The following is a 22,585-nucleotide window of genomic DNA, read 5'->3' on the forward strand; positions in this document are numbered from 1 at the left end:
CGCGGCGCGCGGGGTTGCGCCCGATCGGTGGAGAGCTCGGAGGATCCGCGCCCGGGGAGGAGAATCGCTCCCGAGCGCTCCCGGCTCTCCTCCAGAGACCGCCGCCAGACTGACGCCCGCCCGCCCGAGCACCCTCCGACCGGATCGACGCATGACCTCTCTCCTCGACCTGAGCCTCGTCTCCGGCCCCCTCGTCGTCGCCGTCTACGTGGTCGCGGCCGCAGCGCTCCTCCTCCTGCTCGCCGCCCACGTCCGCGCACCGCGCCGCGGACGCTCCCGACGCGGCGGGATCGCCGTCGCCGTCCTCCTCCTGGGCCTGATCGGCGGCGCCGCCCTGGCCGCCCTCGTCGACGGGCCCGACGGCCCGTTCGGCGTCGACTTCACACCGGTCACCCGGGTCGCGATCGGCCTCGGGATCGGCGGGCTGGGCGTCGCCCTGGTCGTCCTCGGCCACGCGATCGCCCGCCGGCGCGTGCGGGGGATGCTCGCGTCGCTCGCGGCCGGAGTGCTCGTCGTCGCAGCGGCCGCGATGACCGTCAACATTGACTTCGGCCAGTACCCGACGGTGCGCAGCGCACTCGGGATCAGCGCGTACTCCGACTCCTCCGTGCCGGTCGCCGCCGCGGACGGACCGCACTCGGACCTCGCGACCTGGACCGCCCCGGCCGGGATGCCCACCGCAGGCTCGGTCTCGACGGTCGCCATCCCCGCCACCGCGTCGGGCTTCCCGGCCCGCGACGCCGTGGTCTACCTCCCGCCCGCCGCCCTCACCGCGACCCCGCCGCTGCTGCCGGTGATGATCATGCTCTCGGGGCAGCCGGGGTCGCCCTCCGATCCGCTCTCGACCGAGAAGTTCCAGCAGACGCTCGACGCCTACGCCGCCGCGCACGCCGGCCTCGCGCCGATCGTCGTCTCGCCCGACCAGCTGGGCGATCCGGACAAGAACCCGATGTGCGTCGACTCGCCGCTCGGGAAGTCGGCCACCTACCTCACCGTCGACGTCCCGAACTGGATCCGTGCGAACCTCCCGGTGCTCGGCGACGCGCAGCACTGGGCGATCGGCGGCCTCTCGCAGGGCGGGACCTGCTCGATCCAGCTCGGCGCCGGCCACCCGTCGCTCTTCGGCAACATCGTCGACGCCTCGGGCGAGCTCGCGCCGACCCTCGGCAGCGAGGCGGCGACGGTCGCGCAGGGCTTCGGCGGCGACCAGGCCGCCTACGAGGCCGCGAAGCCGGTGAACGTCCTCGCGGCGAACGCCCCCTACACCGGCACCGTCGCGATCTTCGGAGTCGGCGCCGAGGACACCTCGTTCCTCCCCGGAGCGAAGACCGTCTACGCCGCGGCCGTCGCCGCCGGCATGAGCGCCACCTACCTCGAGGTGCCGGACAGCGCCCACGACGTCACGGCGTGGTCGGCGACCTTCGACAAGGGCCTCGAGATCCTCGCCGACCGCTGGAAGCTCGTCCCCGCCTCCTGAGCGGCTCCGGGCCTCAGGCGCTCTCGACCAGCCGGACCGCCGCCTCGATCCCGCCGCTCCACGGCGCTCCGTGGCCCGGCACCACCCAGCGCGCCCCGGTGGGCAGGAGCGCGCGGAGCGACGCGAGCGCCTGCTCCGGCTCGTCGGTGAAGGGCGCGGGCTGCGGACCCGTGCGGCCGGTGAGCACGTGGCGGGTGGTCAGCCCGTCGCCGACGAAGACCGCGTCGGCCAGCGGCACGTGCACGGCGATGCTCCCCGGGGAGTGACCCGGGAGCGCGATCACGCGGGGAGCGCCCGGCAGGTCGAGCGTCTGCCCGTCGTGCACTTCGACGACCTCGGTGAGCGGCGGGACCGTCGCGATGCCCTTCCGCAGCGCGTAGGCCGCGAAGCCGAGGAGCGGCAGGACGCGCAGCCGCGGTGTCGCGGTCCTCGGCTTCGCCCCGCCCTTCGCCCGCTCGGCGTCGGCGGCGTGCACGTGGACCGGCACGCCGTGGTCGCGGCGCAGGCGCTCGGCGAAGCCCACGTGGTCGGAGTCGCCGTGGGTCAGCACGACGCCGCGCACGTCGTCGAGGGTGCGGCCCATCGCTCGCAGCTCGGCGAGGAGCTCCGGCCAGAGGCCGGGCAGGCCGGCGTCGATGAGGGTGACGCCCTCGTCGGTGTGCACGAGGTGGACGGCGACGATGTCGGTGCCGATGCGGCGCAGGTGGGGTCCGAGTTCCATGATGGCTACGCTAGTTAGCCATCATGGCTACTGTCAATAGCTATACTCGGCCCATGCCCACTCCCGACCGCACCTCCCTCGAGGCGATCGTGCGCGCCGCCGGCGAGCTCCTCGAGCGCGACGGGCTCGCCGGGGTCACGATGCAGGCCGTCGCGCAGAGCGTCGGAGTCCGCGCCCCCTCCCTCTACAAGCGCGTCGAGGGACGCGAGACGCTGATCCGCCTCGTCGCCGCGGACGCCCTGACCGTGCTCGCCGACCGCCTCGCCGACGCCCCGGACGCCGCCGCGCTCGCCGACCGCCTCCGCGCCTTCGGCCACGAGCGGCCGGCCGCGTTCCTCCTCGTGATGGCTCCCGCTCCCGGCACGCCCGTCGCCGCCCAGGAGTACCGCGACGCGGCGAGCGCCCGCCTGCTGGACCTCACCGCGCAGCTGGCGGGCGAGGAGGACGCCCTCGAGGCGGCGCGCACGCTGACCGCCTGGGCGACGGGGTTCATCGGCATGGAGATCACCGGCGCCTTCACCCTCGGCGGCGACGGGGAGAGCGCCTGGCGCTTCGGGCTGGGGCGGATCGTCTCCGCGCTCGCTCCGGCCGCGTCGCGCTGAGCGCCACCGCTCAGGCCCGGCGGAGCGCCGCATCGTCCTCGAGGAACCGCGGACGGCACGCGACGATCCCGCTGACCAGCAGCACCGCCACTCCGGCGAACAGCAGCGCGTACGCGCCGCTCCAGTCCCCCTGCGCCTCGTAGAGCACGCCGATCAGCAGCGGACCGAGGCAGGCGAGCCCGTAGCCGAGCCCCTGCGTGGCGCCGGAGAGGGTCGAGGAGCCGGTGGTCGTCCGCGTCCGCGCGTTCACGAGCGTCAGCGTCATCGGGAACGTGCTGACGCCGAGCCCGAGGCAGACCACCCACGCCACGGCTCCCTCCAGCGGAGCGACGACGAGGCCGGCGTAGCCGACCGCGAGCAGCGCGCAGCACACCACCACGACCACGACCGGGTTGCGCATCCCCAGCGTCAGCGGCGGCACCACGAAGGCGGCGGCGAGGCCGAACACCGAGAACAGCGCCAGCAGCGCCCCCCCCTGCGCCGGATCCGCGCCCGCGTCGACGAGGATCGTCGGCAGCCAGGTGATGATCCCGTAGGTGTGCAGACCGGTCATCCCGAGCATCAGCACCATCGCCCAGAGCAGAGGCGTGCGCCACGCCCCGTCCACACGGCCGCCGGCGGCCGCCGGAGCCGCACCGCCTCCTCCGCGGGCCGCGAGCGCCGCCCAGAGCAGGCAGGCCGCGGCCGTCATCACGGCCCAGACCCCGATCGCCCAGCGCCAGCCCGCCGTCGAGGCCAGCGGCACCGCGACCAGCGGAGCGACGAACTGGCCCACCTGCAGCAGCGCCAGGTAGAGCGAGCTGACCGTCTTGATCCGCTCGGCGAAGTACCGCTTCACGATCGGCACGATGAGCACGTTCGTGGTGCCCACGCCCGCGAAGGCGACGACGGTCGAGAGCACGAGCGCGACCGGGCTCGGGCTCAGCGCGCGGAGGGCGATGCCCAGCGTGGTCACCAGCGTCGCGATGGCGAGCGTGCGCTCCAGGCCGATCCGGCGCGAGACGGCCGCGGCGACGAAGCCGAAGACGGCGAAGGAGGCGGTGACGATCGTGCCCAGCGCCCCGTAGAGCGAGGGCCCGAAGCCGAGGTCGGCGCCGATCGTGTCGAGCAGCGGGCTGAAGCCGGTGACGGCGGTGCGGAGGTTCAGCGCGGTGATCGCGATGGCGGCGAGGGCCAGGAGGGCGGTGGCGCGGAGCGTCGGTGCTGCGGTCATGGAGTCCCCGAGAGATAGGATGATGGGATGAATCCTGGCGAGTCTAGCCCCGCGGCGCCGTTCCAGCGCGAGAGCGTGATCGACCACGTGACGGCGCTGTTCCACGAGGAGATCCGCTCCGGCCGCTGGGCCGTCGGCGAGCGGATCCCGGTGGAGGCCGAGCTCGCCCGCTGGACCGGCGCCGGCCGCAACTCCGTCCGCGAGGCCGTCCAGGCCCTCGTGCAGGCGGGCCTCGTGCGGCGGGAGCAGGGCCGCGGAACCTTCGTCACCGCGCGCTCGCAGCTCGCCGAGTCGCTGCGCCGCCGCATCCCCAGCGCCGCCCGACGGGAGGGCCTCGAGCTGCGGTTCGCGATCGACGGAGCGACGGCCGCGCTGGCGGCCGAGCGCCGGACCGACGAGGACGTCACCGCCCTCCGCGCCCTGCTGGCCCGGCGCGCGCGATCGTGGGAGGCGCCGGAGCTCGCCGAGCGGATCGCCGCGGACACGGCGCTCCACCGCGCGGTGGTCGTCGCGACCCACAACGACCTGTTCGTCGAGCTCTACGACGGCCTCACCGGCATGTTCGAGTCGGTGCTGGAGGAGGACGTCGTCGGCGAGGAGGACCCGCACGCCCGGCAGCACGCCGAGCTGGTCGAGGCGATCGCCGCGGGCGACGCCGAGGGGGCCCGGCGTCGGATCGAGGAGCTGCTCGCGCCGCTGCTGGCCGAGGCGCAGCACGACGGCGGCTGAGGGGAGTCCTCCGCGGCGGGCGGCAGGTGCTCGGGCCGGTGCCGCGTCGTCAGCCGAGCGGGATCAGCCCCGCGGACGCCGGGTCGACCAGAGCGCCCACGCCACCAGCAGCGGCTGGAACGCGAGGCGCACGGTCCGCTTGCGGTCGGTGTCGAGTCCGAAGGCGCTCGTGCGCGTCACCCACTGCGAGACGTTGCCGGGGAAGATCGCGGTGAAGAAGGCGGCGGCCGCGGCTCCGACCAGCGGCGCCCGGCGGCGCGCGAGCACCAGCGAGGCGCCCAGCCCGATCTCGACCACGCCCGAGGCGAGCACGACCGCGTCCTTGTCCAGCGGCACCCACTCGGGCACCTGCGCCTGGAACTCCTCCCGCTTGCGGGTGAGGTGGCTCACCCCCGCGAAGAGGAGGGGGGGAGCCGAGGAGCACCTTGGCGCCGGTGCGGAGGAGGGACGGGGAGGAGGAGGTCATGCGCTCCATCGTTCCGGATGCGAGCCGCCGCCGCCGGGTGGCGCGGCCACTGCGCACGAACGTGCCGGTGTCGGAGGCGGCGCCTAGTCTGATCGCGTGACTGACCGCATCCTCGTCCTCACCACCGGTGGCACCGTCGACAAGGAGTACTCGCTCGCGGGCGAGCTCGAGATCGGCTCCCCGATGGTGCCGCGCCTGCTCGCCCCGGTGCTCACCACGCTCGAGTTCCGCATCGAGGAGGTCCTCGCCAAGGACAGCCTCGAGCTCGACGACGCCGATCGCGCCCTGATCCGCGAGCGGGTGCTCGCCGCCGAGGAGGACCGGATCGTCCTCACCCACGGCACCGACACGATGACCGCGACGGCCGAGGCCCTCGGCGTCGTCCGCGATCGGGTGGTCGTCCTCACCGGCGCGATGCAGCCCGCTCGCATGCTCGACAGCGACGCCGCCTTCAACCTCGGCACCGCGGTGGCGGCCGTGCAGCTGCTGCCGCCGGGCGTCTACCTCGCCATGAGCGGGCGGGTGATGCCGGCCGGCTCCGTGGTGAAGGACCGGTCGATCGGCGTGTTCCTCCCGGCCTGAGCCGCCCGCGGATCGAGGGGCTCCCTCGGGCGGGCCCCCGCTCCGACCGGCCTCAGGCCTCGGCGAGCTCCGCGGTGCAGGCCGCGCAGAGCCCGAAGACGTCGACGACGTGGTGGGCGTCCGTGAAGCCGTTCTGCGACGCGACCGAGCGCGCCCACTCCTCGACCTCGTCGGCCGCGATCTCGACCGTCAGCCCGCAGCGGCGGCAGATCAGGTGGTGGTGGTGCGTCCCCGGCGTGCAGGCGCGGTAGAGGCTCTCGCCCTCGGGCGACTGCAGCGAATCGGCCTCGCCCTCCACGGCCAGGTCGGAGAGAGCGCGGTACACGGTCGCGAGCCCGATCGGCGAGCCGGAGGCGTGCAGCGCGCTGTGCAGGCCCTGGGCGCTGACGAAGTCCTCGCGGCGCCCGAGGGCCTCGCGCACCGCCTCGCGCTGCCACGTGTTGCGCTTGACCACAGGACCCCCTCCACTCCGCACGACCCGGGCCACGCTACCGCCCCCCGCCGACGGCGAGCCGGGAGCGCCGGACGCCGTTGCGGCCGATGATCCGGCAGACCGCGTAGATCGCGAACGAGATCGTCGTCACGTACGGACTGATGGGGATCGATCCGCCCAGCGCGAGCAGGATGCCGCCCACGAGGGCGCCGACGGCGAAGAGCACGCTCAGCAGCGGCACGACCACCGGTGAGGCGGAGAGGCGCAGCGCCGCGGCCGCCGGCGTCACCAGGATCGCGAGCACGAGCAGCGAGCCGACGATCTGCACCGAGACGGCGACCGCCAGGCCGAGCAGGAGCATGAACGCGATCGACAGCGCCCGGGTGGGGATGCCGCGGGCGGCCGCCACGTCGGCGTCGACGCTCGCGAAGGTGAGGGGGCGCCAGATCAGCGCGAGCCCGACGAGGACGACCACCGAGATGCCGATCAGCCACCCGAGCTGCGGGTCGTCGACCGCGACGATCTGCCCGGTGAGCAGGCCGAACTTGTTCGCGCTGCGCCCCGGGTAGAGGGCCAGGCAGAGGATGCCGATGCCGAGCCCGAACGGCATCAGCACCGCGATGATCGAGTTGCGGTCGCGGGCGCGCGAGCCGAGGACCCCGATGAGGACGGCCGCGATCAGCGAGCCGACGATCGAGCCCTCGACGACCCCGACGCCCAGCAGCAGCCCCGCGGAGGCCCCGGCGAACGAGAGCTCGCTGATCCCGTGGACCGCGAACGCCATGTCGCGCGACATCACGAAGACGCCGATCAGCCCGCCGACCACTCCGAGGACCGCGCCGGCGATCACCGAGTTCATCAGCAGCGCCAGCAGCGCCCCGTAGTCCGAGAAGTCGAAGATCTGCGACCAGACGTCCGTCACGACTGCCCCTCCTCGTGCTCGTGCACGTGCGAGTGGTCGGGGGCGCCGACCACGATGACCCGGCCCCGGGCGCGGATCACGTCGACCGGTGCGTCGTAGAGCTCGCTGAGCACCTCCGACCGCAGGACCTCGTCGGGCGTGCCGATCCGGAACCGGCCGCCGGCGAGGTAGAGCACGCGGTCCACCATGCCGAGCACCGGATTCACGTCGTGCGTGACGAAGAGGACGCCGAGGTTCCGCTCGCGGCGGTGCCGGTCGATCAGCTCACTGACCGCCCGCTGGTGGGCGAGGTCGAGCGCGATCAGGGGCTCGTCGCAGAGCAGGAGCGCCGGGTCGCCCGCGAGCGCCTGGCCGACGCGGACGCGCTGCTGCTCGCCTCCGGACAGGCTGCCGATGGGGGCGTCGGCGAAGGCGGTGGCGCCGACGGCCTCGAGCAGCGCGTCGACGGCGGCCCGCCGGGAGCGGGAGGGCAGGGGCAGGCCGAACCGGTGCCCGTCGATCCCGAGCCCGAGCAGATCGCGGGCGCGCAGCGGCGTGCCCTCGTCGGCGAGCTTCTGCTGCGGGATGTAGCCGATGCGCCGGTTGCCGCGGTGCACGGGCTCGCCGAGGACCTGCAGCTCCCCCGCGCTCAGCTGCTGCTGGCCGAGCACCGCGCGCAGGAGGCTCGTCTTGCCGGAGCCGTTCGCGCCGAGCACCGCGACGAACTCGCCGGCGCGCACGTCGAGGTCGACGCCGCTCCACAGCTCGCGGTCGCCGAAGCGGAGTCCGGCGCCGCGCAGCCGCAGGACGGACGCCGAAGGGCCCGCCTCCGAGGAGGCGGGCCGGGTCGGGGAGTCGGTGCTCACTGGGAGAGGGCTCCCTGGATCGCGTCGAGGTTGGCGGTCATCCAGCCGGTGTAGTCGTCGCCCTCGGGCAGCGTCTCGGTGACGGGGACGGCCGGGATCCCGGCGGCCTTCGCGGCGTCGAGCACCGCGTCCGTCTGCGCTCCCTCGGTCTGCTCGTTGTAGATCAGCGCGTCGACGGCCTCGCCGGAGAACAGCGCCAGCGTCTCCTTCAGCGTTGTCGCGGGGACGTCGGTGCCCTCCTCGACCGCCTCGCTGAAGGCCTCCGGAGTCGCGTCGGTCAGGCCGAGCGCGTCGGTCATGTACAGCGGGACGGGCTCGGTGATCGCGATGGACCGGCCGGAGAGCGTGCCCTTGAGCTCGCTCTCGCGGGCGATCAGGGCGTCGAGCCCCTCGTCGAGCGTGGCGAGGTTGGCGGAGTAGGCGGAGGCGTTGTCGGGGTCGAGCGCGGCGAGCTCGTCGCCGATCCGTTCCGCGACCTCCTTCATCGCCGAGAGGTCGTACCAGACGTGCTCGTTGAACTCCGCGTGCTCGTGCTCGCCCTCCGACTCCTCCTCCGCGTGGTCGTGGACGTCCTCCAGGCCGGCGATCACGGTGGCGGTGATGACGGGGGCCTCGGTGCCGGCCGCGCTGATCATGGTGTCGAGGAAGTGGTCGTAGCCGCCGCCGTTCTCGATCACGAGGGTCGCGCCGGACACCGCGAGCTGGTCGCGGGCGGTGGCCTCGTACTCGTGCGGGTCCTTGTCCGGGCTGTCGATGATGCTGGTCACCTCGACCAGGTCGCCGCCGATGCTCGAGACGAGGTCGCCGTAGACGTTCGTCGACGCGACGACCTTCACGGGCCCGCCCGCGGCGGCGGCGGAGGAGCTGTCGGAGGCGCTGCCCGCTCCGGAGCAGCCGCTCAGGGCGAGCGCGGTGCCGCCGAGGAGGGCGGTGATGGCGAGGAGGCGGGTCTTCACGGTGTGCCGATCTGGGTCAGGGGCCGGGCGGGTGCTCCCACGCTAACCGCTATTGATAACGATTGTCAAAATCGTGCGGAGGCGCCCGCCGGTCATCCGCCGACACACGCGGACACGCGGCGACACGCGCCTCGCTCCGGGCCCCTCGCCCCTGGCACAGTCGCTGCACACCGCCCCCGACGAGACGAGGACACCGTGACCACCACCGCACCGACGACCACCGAGACCGGCGCCGCGACGATCGGCTCCGCCGCCGAGCGCTGGTCGGCCGCCCCCCGGCCCGACTCCCCCGACGCCTGGCTCGCCCGCGCCGAGGAGGTCTCCGCCGTGCTCGCGACCGACGCCCTGGAGCGCGACCGCGCCGGCGCCGCCCCCTTCGCCGAGGTCGCCCTGCTCAAGGCGGCAGGCCTCGTCACGCTGCTCGGGCCCGCCGAGCACGGAGGCGGCGCCCAGGAGTGGACCACCGCCCTCCGCGTCGTCCGCACCGTCGCGCGCGGCGACGGCTCGATCGGCCAGCTCCTCGGCTACCACTACCTCTGGGCCTGGGCGGCGCGCCTCGTGGGGACCCCCGAGCAGATCATCGCGGTCGAGCGGCTCGCGACCGAGGGGGACCTCCTCTACGGAGGTGCGGTGAACCCGCGCGACTCCGACCTCACCGTGCGGGAGGAGGGCGACGAGCTGGTCTTCACCGGCCGGAAGTCGTTCTCGACGGGCGGCGTGGTCAGCGACCTGACCGTGCTCGAGGGGGTGCTCGAGGGGACGGACACCCGCCTCTTCGCGATCGTGCCCACCGATCAGGAGGGGATCGTCTTCGGGCGCGACTGGGACAGCCTCGGCCAGCGGCTCACCGAGTCCGGCTCCGTCGAGATCCGCGGCGTCCGCGTGCCGTGGGCGGCGGCGGCCGGCTTCGTCGACAAGGTCTACCGTCCGCTCGTCTACAACACCCTCAACGTGCCCGTCATCCAGCAGATCTTCGCCGAGTTCTACCTCGGCATCGCGCAGGGAGCGCTCGAGCGCGCGGCGCAGTACACGCGCGAGCGCACCCGGGCCTGGCCGTACGGCGGCGACGACAAGGAGCGCGCCGGGGACGAGTGGTACGTGCTCGAGGGATACGGCGACCTGCAGTCCCGGCTCTGGGCCGACGAGGCGCTGATCGACGCGACGGGGGCCGCGCTCTCGGCCGCGCTGCACGCTCCGCGCGAGGAGCTGACCCCCCGGCGCCGCGGCGAGATCGCCGTGCGGATCGCCGCGGCCAAGGCGCGGATCGTGGAGGACGGCCTCGCGACGGCGACCCGCGTCTTCGAGCTGACCGGCGCCCGCGCCTCCGCGAGCTCGGTCGGACTCGACCTCTACTGGCGGAACCTCCGCACGCACTCCCTGCACGATCCGCTGCCCTACAAGCGCCGCGAGGTCGGCGTCTTCGCTCTGCTCGACACCGTCCCCGAGCCCAGCTGGTACACCTGATCGGCCGCGGGGCGCGTCCCGCTCCGGCGGCGCGCCCCGCCCGCACGCCGCCGCGGCGTCGGTCCGCGACAGGCCGGAGCGGAGCCCCGGGGTAGCGTGAGGGCCGAGCGGAGGGAGGACCGTGGCCGTCACGCTGCACGACGTCGCCCGCGCCGCCGACGTCTCGATCAAGACCGTCTCGAACGTGATCAACGACTACCCGCACGTGCGCCCCGCCACCCGCTCGCGCGTGCAGGCGGCCATCGCCCAGCTGGGCTACCGCCCCAACCTCGCGGCGCGGAGCCTGCGCCGCGGCCGCACCGGCGTGATCGGCCTCGCCCTGCCCGAGCTGAGCCTCCCCTACTTCGCCGAGCTCGCCGACAGCGTGATGCGCGCCGCCGACGAGCGCGGGCTGACGGTGCTGATCGAGCAGACCGGTGGCGACCCCGAGCGCGAGCGCAGCGTGCTGGCGAGCGAGCGCCGGCAGCTCACCGACGGCCTGCTCTTCAGTCCGCTGGGCCTCGGCGACGCGGACGCGCTCTCGGTCGGCTTCCCCCTGGTGCTGCTCGGCGAGCGGATCTTCACCGGGCTGGTCGACCACGTCACCATGCAGAACACCGCCGCGGCGCACGCGGCCACCGCCCACCTGCTCGCCTCCGGCCGGCGCCGGATCCTCGCACTCGGGACCCACCCCGACGCCGCGGTCAGCTCGGCGTCGCTCCGTCTCGAGGGCTACCGCGCCGCCCTCGCCGAGGCCGGCATCGCCTACGACGAGCGGCTGATCGGGGTCTCGGGTCCGTGGCGGCGCTCCGGCGGCGCGGAGGCGATGCGTCGCGTGCTCGCCTCCGGCCTCGACTTCGACGCCGTGTTCGCGCTCAACGACACCCTCGCGCTCGGCGCGGTCCGGGCGCTTCAGGAGGCGGGGGTCCGCGTGCCCGAGGAGGTGGCGGTGATCGGCTTCGACGACATCGACGAGGCGCGCTACTCCTCCCCCAGCCTCTCCAGCGTGGACTCGGGGCGCGACGAGATCGCGCGGACCGCGGTCGAGGTCCTGCAGGCCCGGATCGAGGGCACCCGCACCGGCCCCGGGACCCTGCACGAGGCGGCGTTCACCGTGGTCGCCCGAGAGTCGACCAGAGGCTAGGCGCAGCTCCCGCTGCTGCAGATCTCGCGGCGGATCCACGCCCCCGCGTCCGCGACGGCCAGCTCGCCTCGGCGGAGGAGCCTGCTCCACTCCACGGCCCGCGTCGTCAGCCGGTCGTCGGCCGAGCCGCGGACGTCGCCGCCGATGGTGCGGAGGAACAGGTGCGCGAGCGGGCCGCCGAGGTAGAGCGTGGCGCCCGCGACACCGGCGAAGTGCCGGGCCTGGCCGCGGGTGCCGTCGTCGTAGGGGCCGCGGAAGCCCTTGCCGCGGATCCGGTTGCGGCCGCCGTGCGCCAGGTCGAGGGCGCCGAGCGGGGCGCTGCGGATGCCGGCGACCTCCTTCGCGACGGCCGCGAGGAACGCGCGCGGGCGGGGATGGGCGGCCGCGAGGGCGTCGGCGCGGTCGGCGAGCTCGGAGCAGGCGTCGATGACGGCATCGGAGGAGGGCACCCGCCCAGTCGAGCACAGGTGCGCTGAGCAGTGGCGGGGAGGCGCGACAGGTGAGGAGGTCTTCCGCCCTCGGCAGCGGCGAGCGGCCAGGCCGGCGGGGTCCGTGCCGCTCTTGACAGCAGCGGAGGCGGGGCGGACCATCGTGTACAACGTTAGAAAGACTTGCTCGCCGCCGAGCCCGCTGCGGGAGCCCGAAGCCCGAAAGGCCCTCATGACCGACGCCCCCGCCGCCACCGCGCGCATCAGCCTCGACCCCGCCGCGGTCGTCGCCCCCGTCACTCCGCGCCTCTTCGGCTCGTTCGTCGAGCACCTCGGCCGCTGCGTGTACGACGGCATCTACGAGCCCGGCCACCCCGCCTCGAACGAGGACGGCTTCCGCCTCGACGTGGTCGAGCTGGTCAAGGAGCTCGGCACCACGACGATCCGCTACCCCGGCGGCAACTTCGTCTCGGGCTACCGCTGGGAGGACGGCGTGGGCCCGCGCTCCGAGCGCCCCCGCCGCCGCGACCTGGCCTGGCACTCGCTCGAGACCAACGAGGTCGGGCTCGACGACTTCGCCAAGTGGGCGGAGCTGACCGGCAGCGAGATCATGTACGCCGTCAACCTCGGCACCCGCGGCGTCCTCGAGGCTCTCGACGTCCTCGAGTACGCGAACGGCCCGGCCGGCACCGCTCTCGCCGACCAGCGCATCGCCAACGGCGGGACCGAGCCCTACGACATCCGGATGTGGTGCCTCGGGAACGAGATGGACGGCCCCTGGCAGGTCGGCCACATGAGCGCCGACGACTACGGCAAGCTCGCCTCCCGCACCGCCAAGGCCCTCAAGATCGCGGACCCCTCGCTCGAGCTGGTCGTCTGCGGCTCGTCGAGCTCGTCGATGCCGACCTTCGGCGAGTGGGAGCGCGTGGTCCTCGAGCACGCGTACGACGACGTCGAGTACGTCTCGTGCCACGCCTACTACCAGGAGTACGACGGCGACCTCGGCTCCTTCCTCGCCTCCTCCCTCGACATGGAGTACTTCATCGCCACGGTCGCGGCGACCGTGGACCACGTGAAGTTCAAGCTCAAGAAGACGAAGGACATCAAGCTCTCCTTCGACGAGTGGAACGTCTGGTACCTCGAGGAGTGGCAGGCCAAGGAGAAGGCCGACGCGGAGGGCGACCAGAGCACCCGCGAGTGGGCCTACGCCCCTCGCCTGCTCGAGGACGTCTACTCCGTCGCCGACGCCGTCGTCCTCGGCAACCTGATGATCACGCTGCTGAAGAACTCCGACCGGGTCACCTCCGCCTCCCTCGCGCAGCTCGTCAACGTGATCGCGCCGATCATGACCGAGCCGGGCGGAGCCGCGTGGCGCCAGACCACGTTCTTCCCGTTCTCGACCACGGCGCGCCTGGCCTCCGGTTCGGTGCTGCGCCCCCGGATCGACGCGGGGACCTACTCGACCGCCCGCCACGGCGACGCTCCGCTCATCGATTCCGTCGCCACCGTCGACGAGGGCCGCGCGGCCGTCTTCCTGGTGAACCGCTCGCAGACGGAGCCGATCGAGGTCACCGTCGACGTCAGCGGCCTCGGAGTCTCGAGCGTCGCGGAGGCGGTGGCCCTGTTCGACGAGGACCCCTACGCCAAGAACACCCGCGACGACCAGGACCGCGTGCGCCTGCGCGAGGCCCCGGCGTCGCTCGAGGACGGCGTGCTGACGCTGACCCTCCCGCCCGTCTCGTGGACGGCGGTCGCGCTCACGGCGTAGCGGCGTCCGACCCGCGGGACCGCGCCCGGCTTCCCGGAGCCGCGCGGTCCTGCGGGGCCGGTCGAGAACCGTCCCGGCTCAGCCCGCGGGCCACTGCACGGGCACCGGCAGGCGGCGGCGCTCGGGAGGGGCGTCACGACGGGCGAGGCGCTCGATGAGCAGCTCCGCGGCCGCCCGGCCCAGCTGCTCGCCGTCCACGTCCACCGCCGGCACCCCCACCAGCCCGAGCGCGTCGACGATCGACCGCTCCGAGCTCACCACGAGCCGCTCCGGGAGACCGCCGGAGGCCAGCAGCGCGTACTGCACCCCGAGCCCGAGCGCGGTCGCGTAGGGCACGACCGCCGTCGCTCCGGACTCGCGCACCGCGGCCGCGGCCGAGACGCCGGCCGCGAAGGTGGCCGGGAACGGACCGAGCACCGTGAGCTCCGCTCCTCCGCTCGCCGCCGCCTCGTGCACGGCCGCGGTGCGCTGCCTGTCCTGCCACGAGCCCTCCGGCCCGCCGAGGTAGAGCACGCGCTCGTGCCCGTCGGCGGCGAAGCGCGCCACCAGCGACCCGAACGCGGCGGCCGTGTCGGCGACGACGGAGGCGAGACCGTCGACCTCGCGGTCCACCAGCACGGTCGGCTTGTGCGACCCGGCCGCCAGCAGCAGCTCGTCCCCGCCGCGGGGAGCGACGACGATGAAGCCGTCGACCTGCCTCGAGAGCCGGTCGAACGCGCCGAGCTCGCGCACGGCCTCGAGCGGGTGCACGGCGACGGTCAGCTGCAGGCCGTCCTCGTCGGCGCGGCGCTGCGCCCCTCCGATGATCGGGGTGAAGAAGGCGTTGTCGAGCGTGGGGACGACCAGCGCCACGACGCCGGTGCGGCCGCGGGCGAGCTGGCGCGCGGCGGAGTTCGGGATGAAGCCGAGCTTGGCCGCCGCGGTCAGCACGCGGGCGGCCGTCTCGGGCGAGACGACCTCCGGGCGCGAGAGCGTGCGCGAGGCGGTGGCCTTCGAGACGCCGGCGAGGGCGGCGACGTCGGCGAGCGTGGCCATCCGGCTCCTCCCTGCGGTCCTCCCGCGATCATAGGGGCGCGCCTGCAACCGGTCGCACCGGCGGTGCGAAGCAGTGCCGGATTCCGAAACACGGAATTTACACGGGCGACGCAGACCGGGTACCGCCCCACCCGTAGGGTCGATGCAACCGGTTACATCCGCAGCCGGCCACCGCTCGCCTCGGAAGGAGCCACCCGTGAGGACACGATCCGCTCCCCTCCTGCTCCTGCCGGGACTCGGGTTCCTGCTGCTGTTCTTCGTGGTCCCGTCGCTCGTCATGCTGTTCGCACCGCCCGGCGCCACGGCCGCGGACGTGATCGCGCGAGTCGGCCAGATGCTGACCGACCCGTACGAGCTGCGGATCATCGGCCGCACCGTCGGCATCGGCCTCGTCGTCACGCTGATCTGCGTCGTCCTCGGCTTCCCGATCGCCTACCTGCTGGCCCGCTCCACTTCCCGCTGGGCGGGCGTGCTGCTGGCCCTCGCGATCTTCCCGCTGCTGCTCAGCAACGTGGTGCGCACCTTCGGCTGGCTCGTGGTCCTCGGCTCGAACGGCGCGATCGGGCAGCTCCTCGTCGCCACCGGCCTGGTCGACGAGGCGCCTCAGCTGCTCTACACCGAGCTGGCGATCGTGCTCGGCCTCACGCAGCTGTTCCTCCCGCTCGCGATCATCTCCTGCTACTCCGCCGTCTCGCAGGTGGACGCCGGGCTCGACGACGCCGCCCGCGGCCTCGGGGCGAGCCCGACCCGGACCTTCTGGGACGTCGTGGTGCCGCTCTCGCTCCCCGGCGTCGTCGTCGCGGCGACACTCGTCTTCGCGGGCTCCGTGACCGCTTACACGACCCCGTACCTGCTCGGCGGGTCCTCGCAGCGGATGCTGAGCACCCAGCTGTTCTCGTACTCGAGCGTGACGATCGACTGGGCGGGCGCGTCGGCCACGGCGATCGTGATGACGATCCTGGTCTTCCTCGTCTCCGGGCTCTCCTCGCTCGTCGCCCGCCGGGGGGCCGTCTCGTGAGGACCCGCCGCCCCGTCGCCGCGACCCTGGCCGTCGCCGGCTACGTGATCATGATCGTGCCGATCCTGTTCGTGGTCGCCACGGCGTTCACGGCCGGATCCACGCTGCGCTTCCCGCCGGAGGGCTTCTCGTTCCGCTGGTTCGGCGAGGCGCTCTCGTACGACCCGTTCCTCGAGTCGCTCGCCACCAGCGCTCAGCTCGCCGTCCTCTCGACGGCGATCGCGCTCCTGCTCGGGATCCCGGCCACCCTCGCCGTCTACCGCGGGCGCATCCCGGGAAAGGGGATCGTCGAGGGGCTCTTCCTCTCGCCGCTGATCGTGCCCGAGCTCGTCGTCGGGCTGGCCCTGTTCCAGCAGCTCGTCGTGACGCTCAAGGTCGACAACGCGGCCGTGCTCCTCGTCGGCCACACCGCGCTCCTGCTCCCCTACGCGGTGCGCGTCACCGGCGCCTCGCTCGCCACCAGCGACCCGGCGCTGGAGGAGGCCGCCCGTGGACTCGGCGCCGGACCGCTGCGCACCTTCTTCACGATCACGCTGCCGATCCTGCGCCCCGGCGTCTTCTCGGCCGCCCTGCTCGGCTTCGTGACGTCCTTCAACAACGTCCCCCTGTCGCTCCTGCTGCAGAGCCGCGACGCCAGGACCCTGCCCGTCACGATGCTCGACTACGTGCAGCAGAGCTACGACCCGATGGTCGCGGCCACCTCCACCCTCATCCTCGCGGCGACCGTCGTCATCGCGTTCCTCGCCGAGCGCAGCGTCGGCTTCGCCCAGATCTTCGGAGGCATCAACCGATGAGCGCCGCAGCGGAATTCGTCACCGTCAGCCAGGTCTTCGGGGACTTCACCGCCGTCGACCGCATCGATCTCGCGATCCCCGCGGGGCGGCTGACCACCCTGCTCGGCCCCAGCGGCTGCGGCAAGACCACCTCGCTCCGGATGCTCGCGGGCTACTCGACCCCCAGCTCCGGCCGCATCCTCATCGACGGCCTGGACAGCACGAAGCTGCCCCCGGAGAAGCGCGGGCTCGGCATGGTGTTCCAGTCGTACGCGCTCTTCCCGCACCTCAGCGTCGCCGAGAACGTCGGCTACGGACTGAAGCTGCGCGGAGTCGGGCGGGCGGAGCGGCAGGCCCGGGTCGTGGAGAGCCTCGAGATGGTGGGCCTGGCGCACCTCGCCGCCAGCCGGCCGCGGAAGCTCTCCGGCGGCCAGCAGCAGCGGGTCGCGCTCGCCCGGGCCATCGCGATCCGGCCGCGGCTGCTCCTGCTCGACGAGCCGCTGTCGAACCTCGACGCCCGGCTGCGCGTGCAGATGCGCTCCGAGATCCGCCGCATCCAGGCAGAGACCGGGCTGACCGTGGTGCTCGTCACCCACGACCAGGACGAGGCGCTCGAGATGAGCGACGAGATGGTCCTGATGCGCGCCGGGCGGATCATGCAGCAGGGCGCCCCGAGCGCCGTCTTCGGCTCCCCCGCGAACCGCTTCGTCGCCGACTTCCTCGGCTACGAGAACTTCCTCGTCCTCGCGGACGGGTCGCTCGCGACGGTCCGGCCCGAGCACCTCGCGGTGTCGGCGGCGGCCCCCGCCTCGCCCGGGCTCGCGCTCGACGGCGTGGTCGTCGACGTCGCCTACCGCGGCGTCGACGTGCTGGTCACCGTGGCCGCGTCCGACCCCTCCGGCGCCCCGGTGCGCCTGGTGTCGGACGTCCGGGCCGACGGATCGGCCGCGCTCTCCCCCGGCGACGCCGTCGTGGTCTCGGCGCCGGCCGCGCGGCTGGTGCCGCTCGCCGCCGACGTCCCGGCCTGATCCGCCGCGGTCCTCCCGCCGCTCGCACCTCCCGACCCGCACCTCCCGCCCCGCACCGCCTGCTCCCTCCTGCACCGCACCGCTCTCCTCCTCCACCGCGGCCGCCTCCGCACCGCCCCTCGAAAGGACCCGCCATGTCCCGCACCACCGCCCGGCGCACGCTCGCCCTCACCGCGGGGGCCGTCATCGGCGCCCTCGCCCTGGCCGGCTGCTCCGGCTCCGGCTCCTCCGACGAATCGGACGCGCAGTCTCTCGTGGTCAGCACCTTCCCCTTCGGCGTGGAGGAGTTCCAGGAGGCCGTGATCGACCCGTTCACCGAGGCCACCGGCATCGAGGTCGAGGTCGAGACCGGCTCCAACTCCGACCGCCTCTCGCAGCTCCAGCTGGCCGGCGGGGACGACCCCGGCGTCGACGTGATGCTCCTCAGCGACTACTACGCCGCGCTCGGGCAGAAGGACGACCTGTTCCAGCAGGTCGACGCGGCCTCGGTGCCCGCTCTCGCCGACGTCGCCGCCTTCGCCACCGAGGAGTCCTACCTCGGCCCCGCCTACAGCTACCAGCTCAACGGCACGCTCTACTCGACCGACGCCCTCAGCGCCGACCAGGCGGCGCAGTGGTCGGTCTACTCCGACCCCGCGAACGCCGGGAAGGTCGCGCTGCCCGACATCTCCGTCACCGCGGGTCAGCTGATGGTCAGCGGAGTCGCCGCGACCGAGGGCTCCGGCCCGTACGACATCGACGCGGCCCTCAGCACCCTCGCCGACTGGGCCCCCGGAGTGCTGCAGTTCTACAGCTCCTCCACCGAGGTCACGAACCTGCTCACGCAGGGCGAGATCGTCGCCGCCGACGCCCTCAGCGGCTTCGCCACCGACCTGGTGGCCTCCGGCGAGCCGATCGGGTGGACCCCGCCCGCGACCGGCCGCTACATGGCGACCAACCGCGCGATGATCCCGACCGGAGCCGCGAACGTCGACGCCGCCGAGCAGTTCATCGACTACCTGCTCTCGGTCGAGGCGCAGACCTCCTCCGCCGCGATCGTCGGCGACCTGCCCGTGAACCTCTCCGCCGAGGTGCCCGACACCATCACGGCCGTCGTCGGCGACATCGCGGCCGACCCGACCGCCGCCGGCTACTCCACCCTCGACCCCGCCGAGCTCGTCCCCACCCGCTCGGAGTGGGTCGACCGCTTCGCCCGCGAGGTCACCGCCCAGTAGCGGCCCGCCCCGTGCGCGACGCCCGCGCACGGGGTCCCGACCGTCCGATCCCGCACCTCCGGAGACCGCCATGAGCACCACCCCCACCGCCGCCGTGCCCGACGAGTGGATCCGCCGGATCCCGAAGGCCGACCTGCACTGCCACCTCATCGGCACCGTGCGGCCCGCGACCTTCGCCGAGCTCGCCCGCCGCGAGGGCCTCGCCCTGCCTGCCGAGCCGGAGCGGATCTTCGCCGACATCAACTCGCTGCCCCCGGACCCGGCGCTCTACCGCGACACCGTGATCCCGGTGCCCCAGGGCCGCTCCGCCGACGAGCCCGCGGTGTCGTACTCGCTCTTCCAGGTCTCGAACTGGGTGGTGCAGCTGCTGCGCACCCCCGAGGACCTGACCCGGATCGTGCACGAGGCGTTCGAGGACGCCCACCGCACGAGCGGCACCCGCCACCTCGAGCTGTTCTTCGACGGCGTCCCGGAGCACCTCGCCGGGCTCGGCTACCGCGGCAGCGTCGAGGCGTACGCCGAGGGCATCCGGACGGCCGAGCGCGACTTCGGCATGACGGGGCGGATGATCGCCGGCATCGACCGCAGCCGCAGCGGTGAGGAGGCGCTCGAGCTGGTCCGCGAGGTCGTCCGCCACCCCCACGAGTACGTGGCGGGGATCGGGCTCGACAACCTCGAGACGGCCGGTCCGCCCGAGCGCTTCGCCGACGCCTACCGCCTCGCCGGGGAGGCCGGCCTGGGCCGGACCGCCCACTCCTCCGAGCACGCCCCGACCGCCGCCAACACGACGACCTGCCTCGACCTGCTGGGCTGCGACCGGATCGACCACGGCTACTTCGTCCTCGAGGACCCCGCCGTCGTCGAGCGCGTCCGCGAGCAGGGCGTGGTGTTCACCGTCGCCTCGACGACCTCGCGCCGCTCGTGGCGGCCCTGGCGGCGCGCATCCATCCGGGCGATGCTCGACGCAGGGCTGCGGGTCGTGCCGTGCTCCGACGATCCCGGGATGTTCCCGACCACGCTCGCGGACGAGTACCGTCTCGCCGCCGGCCCGATCGGCGCGACCGCCGCGCAGCTGCGCGCGATGGCGCTCACCGGGGCGGAGGCCTCCTGGCTGCCCGCCGACGAGAAGGAGAGTCTGCGCGCGTCGTTCGCCGCGGAGCTGGACGCGCTGGACGCGGAGTTCGGGCTCTCCTGAGGCCCCGGACGCGACGGGCTCCCCGCCCTGACAGAGTGGACGGATGAGCCCGCTCCCCGATCCCCTGGCCTACGACCTCGAGGCGCTGCGCCGGGAGGTGCTGCCGGACGACGGGGGCGAGATCGACGACAGCATCCCCGCGCTCGCGGACGCCGATCCCCGTCTCTGCGGGATCGCGCTCGTCCTGCCCGACGGCTCCGTCCGCGCGAGCGCCGACGCGGAGGCGGAGTTCAGCATCCAGTCGGCCGTGAAGCCGTTCCTGTTCGCGCTCGCCCTGCTCGACACCGGTGGCGACGCGCTCGATCGCGTCGGCATCGAGCCCACCGGCGAGGCCTTCGACGCCCTCAAGCTCGAGAGCGGCACCGGGCGCCCGCCGAACCCGATGGTGAACGCCGGAGCGCTGCTGACCGCCGCCCTGGTCGACGGGGGCGACGCCGACGGCCGGAGCGAGCGGATCCTCCGCGGCCTCTCCGCCTTCGCCGGCCGCCGGCTCTCCGTCGACGAGAGCGTCGCCGCCGACGAGCACCTGCTCGGCGACCGGAACCACGCCCTCGCGCATCTGATGCGCGCGGAGGGCACCCTGCACCGCGGCGCCGATGACGCCGTCTCCGCGTACGCGCGGGCCTGCGCCGTGCTGGTCGACGTCCGCGACCTGGCCGCGATGGGCGCCACGCTCGCGTTCGGCGGCGTGCACCCGGGGACCGGCGCGCGGGTCGTGCCGGCCTCGGTCGCGCGCGATGTGGTCGCGGTCATGGCGACGTGCGGCGTCTACGACGGCTCGGGCCGCTGGATGCGCGCGGTCGGCGTCCCCGCCAAGTCGAGCGTCTCGGGCGCCCTCGTCCTCTCCGCTCCCGGCCGCCTCGGCGCCGCCGTCGTCAGCCCACCGCTGGACCCCCAGGGCACCAGCGTCCGCGGCGCCCGCGTCGCCGCCCGCCTGAGCGACGCCCTCGCCCTGCACTCCTTCGCCGTCCCCCCGCGCTGACCGGCCGCCCCGCTCGCCCGGCGGCACCCTGCTCGCGACAACCTCAGCTGAGAGCACCCGCCCTCGCTCGACGGCTCAGGGACACCCCTCTCAGCTGACGTCCTGCCCCGTCTCCCGCTCGCCCGCAGGCCCGAGCCCCCTCTGCCCACGCTCGCCCGCAGGGCCGAGCCCCCTCTGCCCCACGCTCGCCCGCAGGCCCGAGCCCCGTCCGCCCCACGCTCGCCCGCAGGCCCGAGCCCAGTCCGTCGCACGCTCGCCCGCAGGGCCGAGCGAACCGACGAATCGCGTTCCAGCGATTCGGCGTAGCGGTACGCGGCCCGCTCCACGAAACGCGCCCACCTCCCCAAGCCGACCGCGGAGCGGCCGACGACGAAGGAGGAGGCCGCTCGATCGAACACAGCGATTCGCCGTAGCGCTACGCGACCCGCTCTACAGAACGCACCACCTGCGATAGCCGACCGCGGAGCGGATGACGACGAAGGAGGAATCCGCTCAAGCGAGCACCGCCCGCTCAGTCGAGCAGCAGCGCCGGTTCCTCCAGCACGCTGGCGACGTCGGCGACGAAGCGGCTGACCACGTCGCCGTCGACGACGCGGTGGTCGAAGGAGCCGCCCACCGTGGTGACGAAGCGGGGGCGGACCTCGCCGTCGACGACCCAGGGCTTCTGCTTGATCGTGCCGAGGGCGATGATCGCGACTTCGCCGGGGTTGAGGATCGGGGTGCCCGTGTCCATCCCGAAGACGCCGATGTTGGTGATGGTGATGGTGCCGTTCTGCATGTCGGCGGCGGTGGTCTTGCCGTCTCGGGCGTCGAGGGTGAGCTTCTCGAGAGCCTGGGCCAGTTCGAGGAGGCTCATCGACTGGGCGTCCTTGACGTTGGGGACGAGCAGTCCGCGCGGGGTGGCCGCGGCGATGCCGAGGTTGACGTAGTGGCGGACGACGATCTCGGTGTCGGTCCAGGCGGAGTTGACCGTGGGGTTGCGGCGGACGGCCCAGATGATCGCCTTGGCCATGATGAGCAGCGGCGAGACCTTGACGCCGGCGAAGTCGGGCGAGTTCTTGAGGCGCTTGACGAACTCCATGGTGCGGGTCGCGTCGACGTCGACGAAGACGCTGACGTGGGGCGCGGTGAACGCGCTCGTCGACATCGCCGCGGCGATCGCCTTGCGGACGCCGCGCACGGGGATCCGCTCCTCGCGGTCGTCGCCCCAGGCGGGGGTCTGGATGTTGCGGAAGACGCTGGCCTGGGAGGCGTGGCGGATGACGTCGTCGCGGGTGACCTCGCCGGCGAGGCCGGTGGCCTGCACCTCGAGGAGGTCGACGTCGAGGTCCTTCGCGAGCTTGCGGATCGGCGGCTTCGCGATGACGGGGAGCGCGGCGGCGGCGGGCACGGAGGAGGGCCGGGCGGGTGCCGCCGGGCGGGCGGCGGGTGCGGCGGCCGGGGCAGTGGCGCCCGGGCGGCGGCGGCGGGTCTGGACGTGTCCGCCCGCGGTGCCGTAGCCGACGAGCGCGGCTCCGGAGCCCATCGCGGCCAGGTCGCGGACGTCGACCAGCACGGCGCAGGCCCGCGCGTACGCGGAGACGGCGTCATCGGCGCCGCGGTGCAGGGTGC

General features: G+C 73.9%; 23 protein-coding genes. 13 read left to right on the plus strand and 10 right to left on the minus strand.

The window, feature by feature from the left end; translation table 11 throughout:
- Positions 1-151 precede the first annotated feature (151 nt).
- A complete protein-coding gene (locus tag C5D44_RS14555) occupies positions 152-1,477 on the plus strand; it encodes an esterase family protein (protein ID WP_104282074.1) in 1,326 nt (441 codons plus the stop codon).
- Between the two features lie 13 nt (positions 1,478-1,490).
- On the opposite strand, the gene C5D44_RS14560 is transcribed toward C5D44_RS14555, so the two are convergent.
- Positions 1,491-2,198: an MBL fold metallo-hydrolase gene (locus tag C5D44_RS14560; protein WP_104251043.1), complete on the minus strand. Its 708-nt coding sequence runs from the start codon at positions 2,196-2,198 to the stop codon at positions 1,491-1,493.
- A 53-nt stretch (positions 2,199-2,251) separates the two neighbouring features.
- On the opposite strand from C5D44_RS14560, the gene C5D44_RS14565 reads away from it, so the two are divergent.
- The gene (locus C5D44_RS14565; RefSeq protein ID WP_104282075.1) at positions 2,252-2,800 is read left to right on the plus strand and encodes a TetR/AcrR family transcriptional regulator; all 549 of its coding nucleotides are present in this window, start codon (positions 2,252-2,254) and stop codon (positions 2,798-2,800) included.
- Between the two features lie 10 nt (positions 2,801-2,810).
- On the opposite strand, the gene C5D44_RS14570 is transcribed toward C5D44_RS14565, so the two are convergent.
- Positions 2,811-4,013 carry an MFS transporter gene (locus tag C5D44_RS14570; RefSeq protein WP_104282076.1) on the minus strand — a complete coding sequence of 401 codons (1,203 nt, stop codon included), beginning with the start codon at positions 4,011-4,013 and terminating at the stop codon, positions 2,811-2,813.
- Positions 4,014-4,040: 27 nt separating this feature from the next.
- Between C5D44_RS14570 and C5D44_RS14575 the strand changes: the two genes are divergently transcribed.
- The gene (locus C5D44_RS14575) at positions 4,041-4,742 is read left to right on the plus strand and encodes a FadR/GntR family transcriptional regulator (protein WP_104282077.1); all 702 of its coding nucleotides are present in this window, start codon (positions 4,041-4,043) and stop codon (positions 4,740-4,742) included.
- Positions 4,743-4,805: 63 nt separating this feature from the next.
- Here the strand turns inward: C5D44_RS14575 and C5D44_RS14580 are convergent, their stop codons facing one another.
- A complete protein-coding gene (locus C5D44_RS14580; protein WP_104282078.1) occupies positions 4,806-5,132 on the minus strand; it encodes a hypothetical protein in 327 nt (108 codons plus the stop codon).
- A gap of 172 nt (positions 5,133-5,304) precedes the next feature.
- On the opposite strand from C5D44_RS14580, the gene C5D44_RS14585 reads away from it, so the two are divergent.
- On the plus strand, positions 5,305-5,790 hold the full coding sequence (locus tag C5D44_RS14585) for an asparaginase domain-containing protein (protein WP_104282079.1): 486 nt from the start codon (positions 5,305-5,307) through the stop codon (positions 5,788-5,790).
- Positions 5,791-5,842: 52 nt separating this feature from the next.
- Here C5D44_RS14585 and C5D44_RS14590 read toward each other — a convergent pair whose 3' ends face one another.
- The 4 genes from C5D44_RS14590 to C5D44_RS14605 are packed head-to-tail and all read right to left on the minus strand — an operon-like array spanning position 5,843 to position 8,946.
- The gene (locus tag C5D44_RS14590; RefSeq protein ID WP_104238381.1) at positions 5,843-6,244 is read right to left on the minus strand and encodes a Fur family transcriptional regulator; all 402 of its coding nucleotides are present in this window, start codon (positions 6,242-6,244) and stop codon (positions 5,843-5,845) included.
- Positions 6,245-6,278: 34 nt separating this feature from the next.
- Positions 6,279-7,082, minus strand: coding sequence for a metal ABC transporter permease (locus C5D44_RS14595; RefSeq protein WP_104277838.1), 804 nt, complete (start codon positions 7,080-7,082; stop codon positions 6,279-6,281).
- Positions 7,083-7,141: 59 nt separating this feature from the next.
- Positions 7,142-7,990, minus strand: a complete 849-nt coding sequence (locus tag C5D44_RS14600) for a metal ABC transporter ATP-binding protein (RefSeq protein WP_104277831.1) — start codon at positions 7,988-7,990, stop codon at positions 7,142-7,144.
- Entirely contained in the window at positions 7,987-8,946 is a 960-nt protein-coding gene (locus C5D44_RS14605; protein ID WP_104282080.1) for a metal ABC transporter solute-binding protein, Zn/Mn family, read from the minus strand. Before C5D44_RS14605 ends, C5D44_RS14600 begins: the two co-directional genes overlap by 4 nt.
- 195 nt (positions 8,947-9,141) lie before the next feature.
- Here C5D44_RS14605 and C5D44_RS14610 point away from each other — a divergent pair, with 195 nt between their 5' ends.
- Complete coding sequence (locus C5D44_RS14610; protein ID WP_219815357.1) at positions 9,142-10,410, plus strand: acyl-CoA dehydrogenase family protein; 1,269 nt, start codon at positions 9,142-9,144, stop codon at positions 10,408-10,410.
- A 121-nt stretch (positions 10,411-10,531) separates the two neighbouring features.
- Positions 10,532-11,533, plus strand: coding sequence for a LacI family DNA-binding transcriptional regulator (locus C5D44_RS14615; RefSeq protein ID WP_104282081.1), 1,002 nt, complete (start codon positions 10,532-10,534; stop codon positions 11,531-11,533).
- Here the strand turns inward: C5D44_RS14615 and C5D44_RS14620 are convergent.
- Entirely contained in the window at positions 11,530-11,982 is a 453-nt protein-coding gene (locus tag C5D44_RS14620) for a hypothetical protein (protein WP_104282082.1), read from the minus strand. The two genes, C5D44_RS14615 and C5D44_RS14620, sit on opposite strands and share 4 nt — an antisense overlap.
- Before the next feature lie 211 nt (positions 11,983-12,193).
- Here C5D44_RS14620 and C5D44_RS14625 point away from each other — a divergent pair, with 211 nt between their 5' ends.
- On the plus strand, positions 12,194-13,729 hold the full coding sequence (locus C5D44_RS14625; protein WP_104282083.1) for an alpha-N-arabinofuranosidase: 1,536 nt from the start codon (positions 12,194-12,196) through the stop codon (positions 13,727-13,729).
- 78 nt (positions 13,730-13,807) lie between these two features.
- Here the strand turns inward: C5D44_RS14625 and C5D44_RS14630 are convergent, their stop codons facing one another.
- Positions 13,808-14,764 carry a LacI family DNA-binding transcriptional regulator gene (locus tag C5D44_RS14630; RefSeq protein ID WP_104282084.1) on the minus strand — a complete coding sequence of 319 codons (957 nt, stop codon included), beginning with the start codon at positions 14,762-14,764 and terminating at the stop codon, positions 13,808-13,810.
- 196 nt (positions 14,765-14,960) lie between these two features.
- Between C5D44_RS14630 and C5D44_RS14635 the strand changes: the two genes are divergently transcribed.
- The 6 genes from C5D44_RS14635 to glsA all read left to right on the plus strand — a co-directional run bounded on the left by C5D44_RS14635 (position 14,961) and on the right by glsA (position 20,974).
- On the plus strand, positions 14,961-15,782 hold the full coding sequence (locus C5D44_RS14635; protein WP_104283063.1) for an ABC transporter permease: 822 nt from the start codon (positions 14,961-14,963) through the stop codon (positions 15,780-15,782).
- A complete protein-coding gene (locus tag C5D44_RS14640) occupies positions 15,779-16,576 on the plus strand; it encodes an ABC transporter permease (RefSeq protein WP_104282086.1) in 798 nt (265 codons plus the stop codon). Before C5D44_RS14635 ends, C5D44_RS14640 begins: the two co-directional genes overlap by 4 nt.
- Complete coding sequence (locus C5D44_RS14645) at positions 16,573-17,583, plus strand: ABC transporter ATP-binding protein (protein ID WP_104282087.1); 1,011 nt, start codon at positions 16,573-16,575, stop codon at positions 17,581-17,583. Before C5D44_RS14640 ends, C5D44_RS14645 begins: the two co-directional genes overlap by 4 nt.
- Before the next feature lie 134 nt (positions 17,584-17,717).
- Positions 17,718-18,797, plus strand: a complete 1,080-nt coding sequence (locus C5D44_RS14650) for an extracellular solute-binding protein (RefSeq protein WP_104282088.1) — start codon at positions 17,718-17,720, stop codon at positions 18,795-18,797.
- Between the two features lie 70 nt (positions 18,798-18,867).
- On the plus strand, positions 18,868-19,992 hold the full coding sequence (locus C5D44_RS14655; RefSeq protein WP_258068003.1) for a hypothetical protein: 1,125 nt from the start codon (positions 18,868-18,870) through the stop codon (positions 19,990-19,992).
- Positions 19,993-20,035: 43 nt separating this feature from the next.
- Positions 20,036-20,974 (plus strand): glutaminase A, encoded by a 939-nt coding sequence (gene glsA / locus C5D44_RS14660; protein ID WP_104282089.1) that lies wholly within the window; start codon positions 20,036-20,038, stop codon positions 20,972-20,974.
- Positions 20,975-21,485: 511 nt separating this feature from the next.
- On the opposite strand, the gene C5D44_RS14665 is transcribed toward glsA, so the two are convergent.
- Positions 21,486-22,585, minus strand: a 1,100-nt coding sequence (locus C5D44_RS14665; protein WP_104282090.1) for a dihydrolipoamide acetyltransferase family protein, incomplete at its 5' end; no start/stop codon positions are given.

The sequence above is a fragment of the Rathayibacter sp. AY1B5 genome (assembly GCF_002932795.1).
Taxonomy (GTDB): Bacteria; Actinomycetota; Actinomycetes; order Actinomycetales; family Microbacteriaceae; genus Rathayibacter.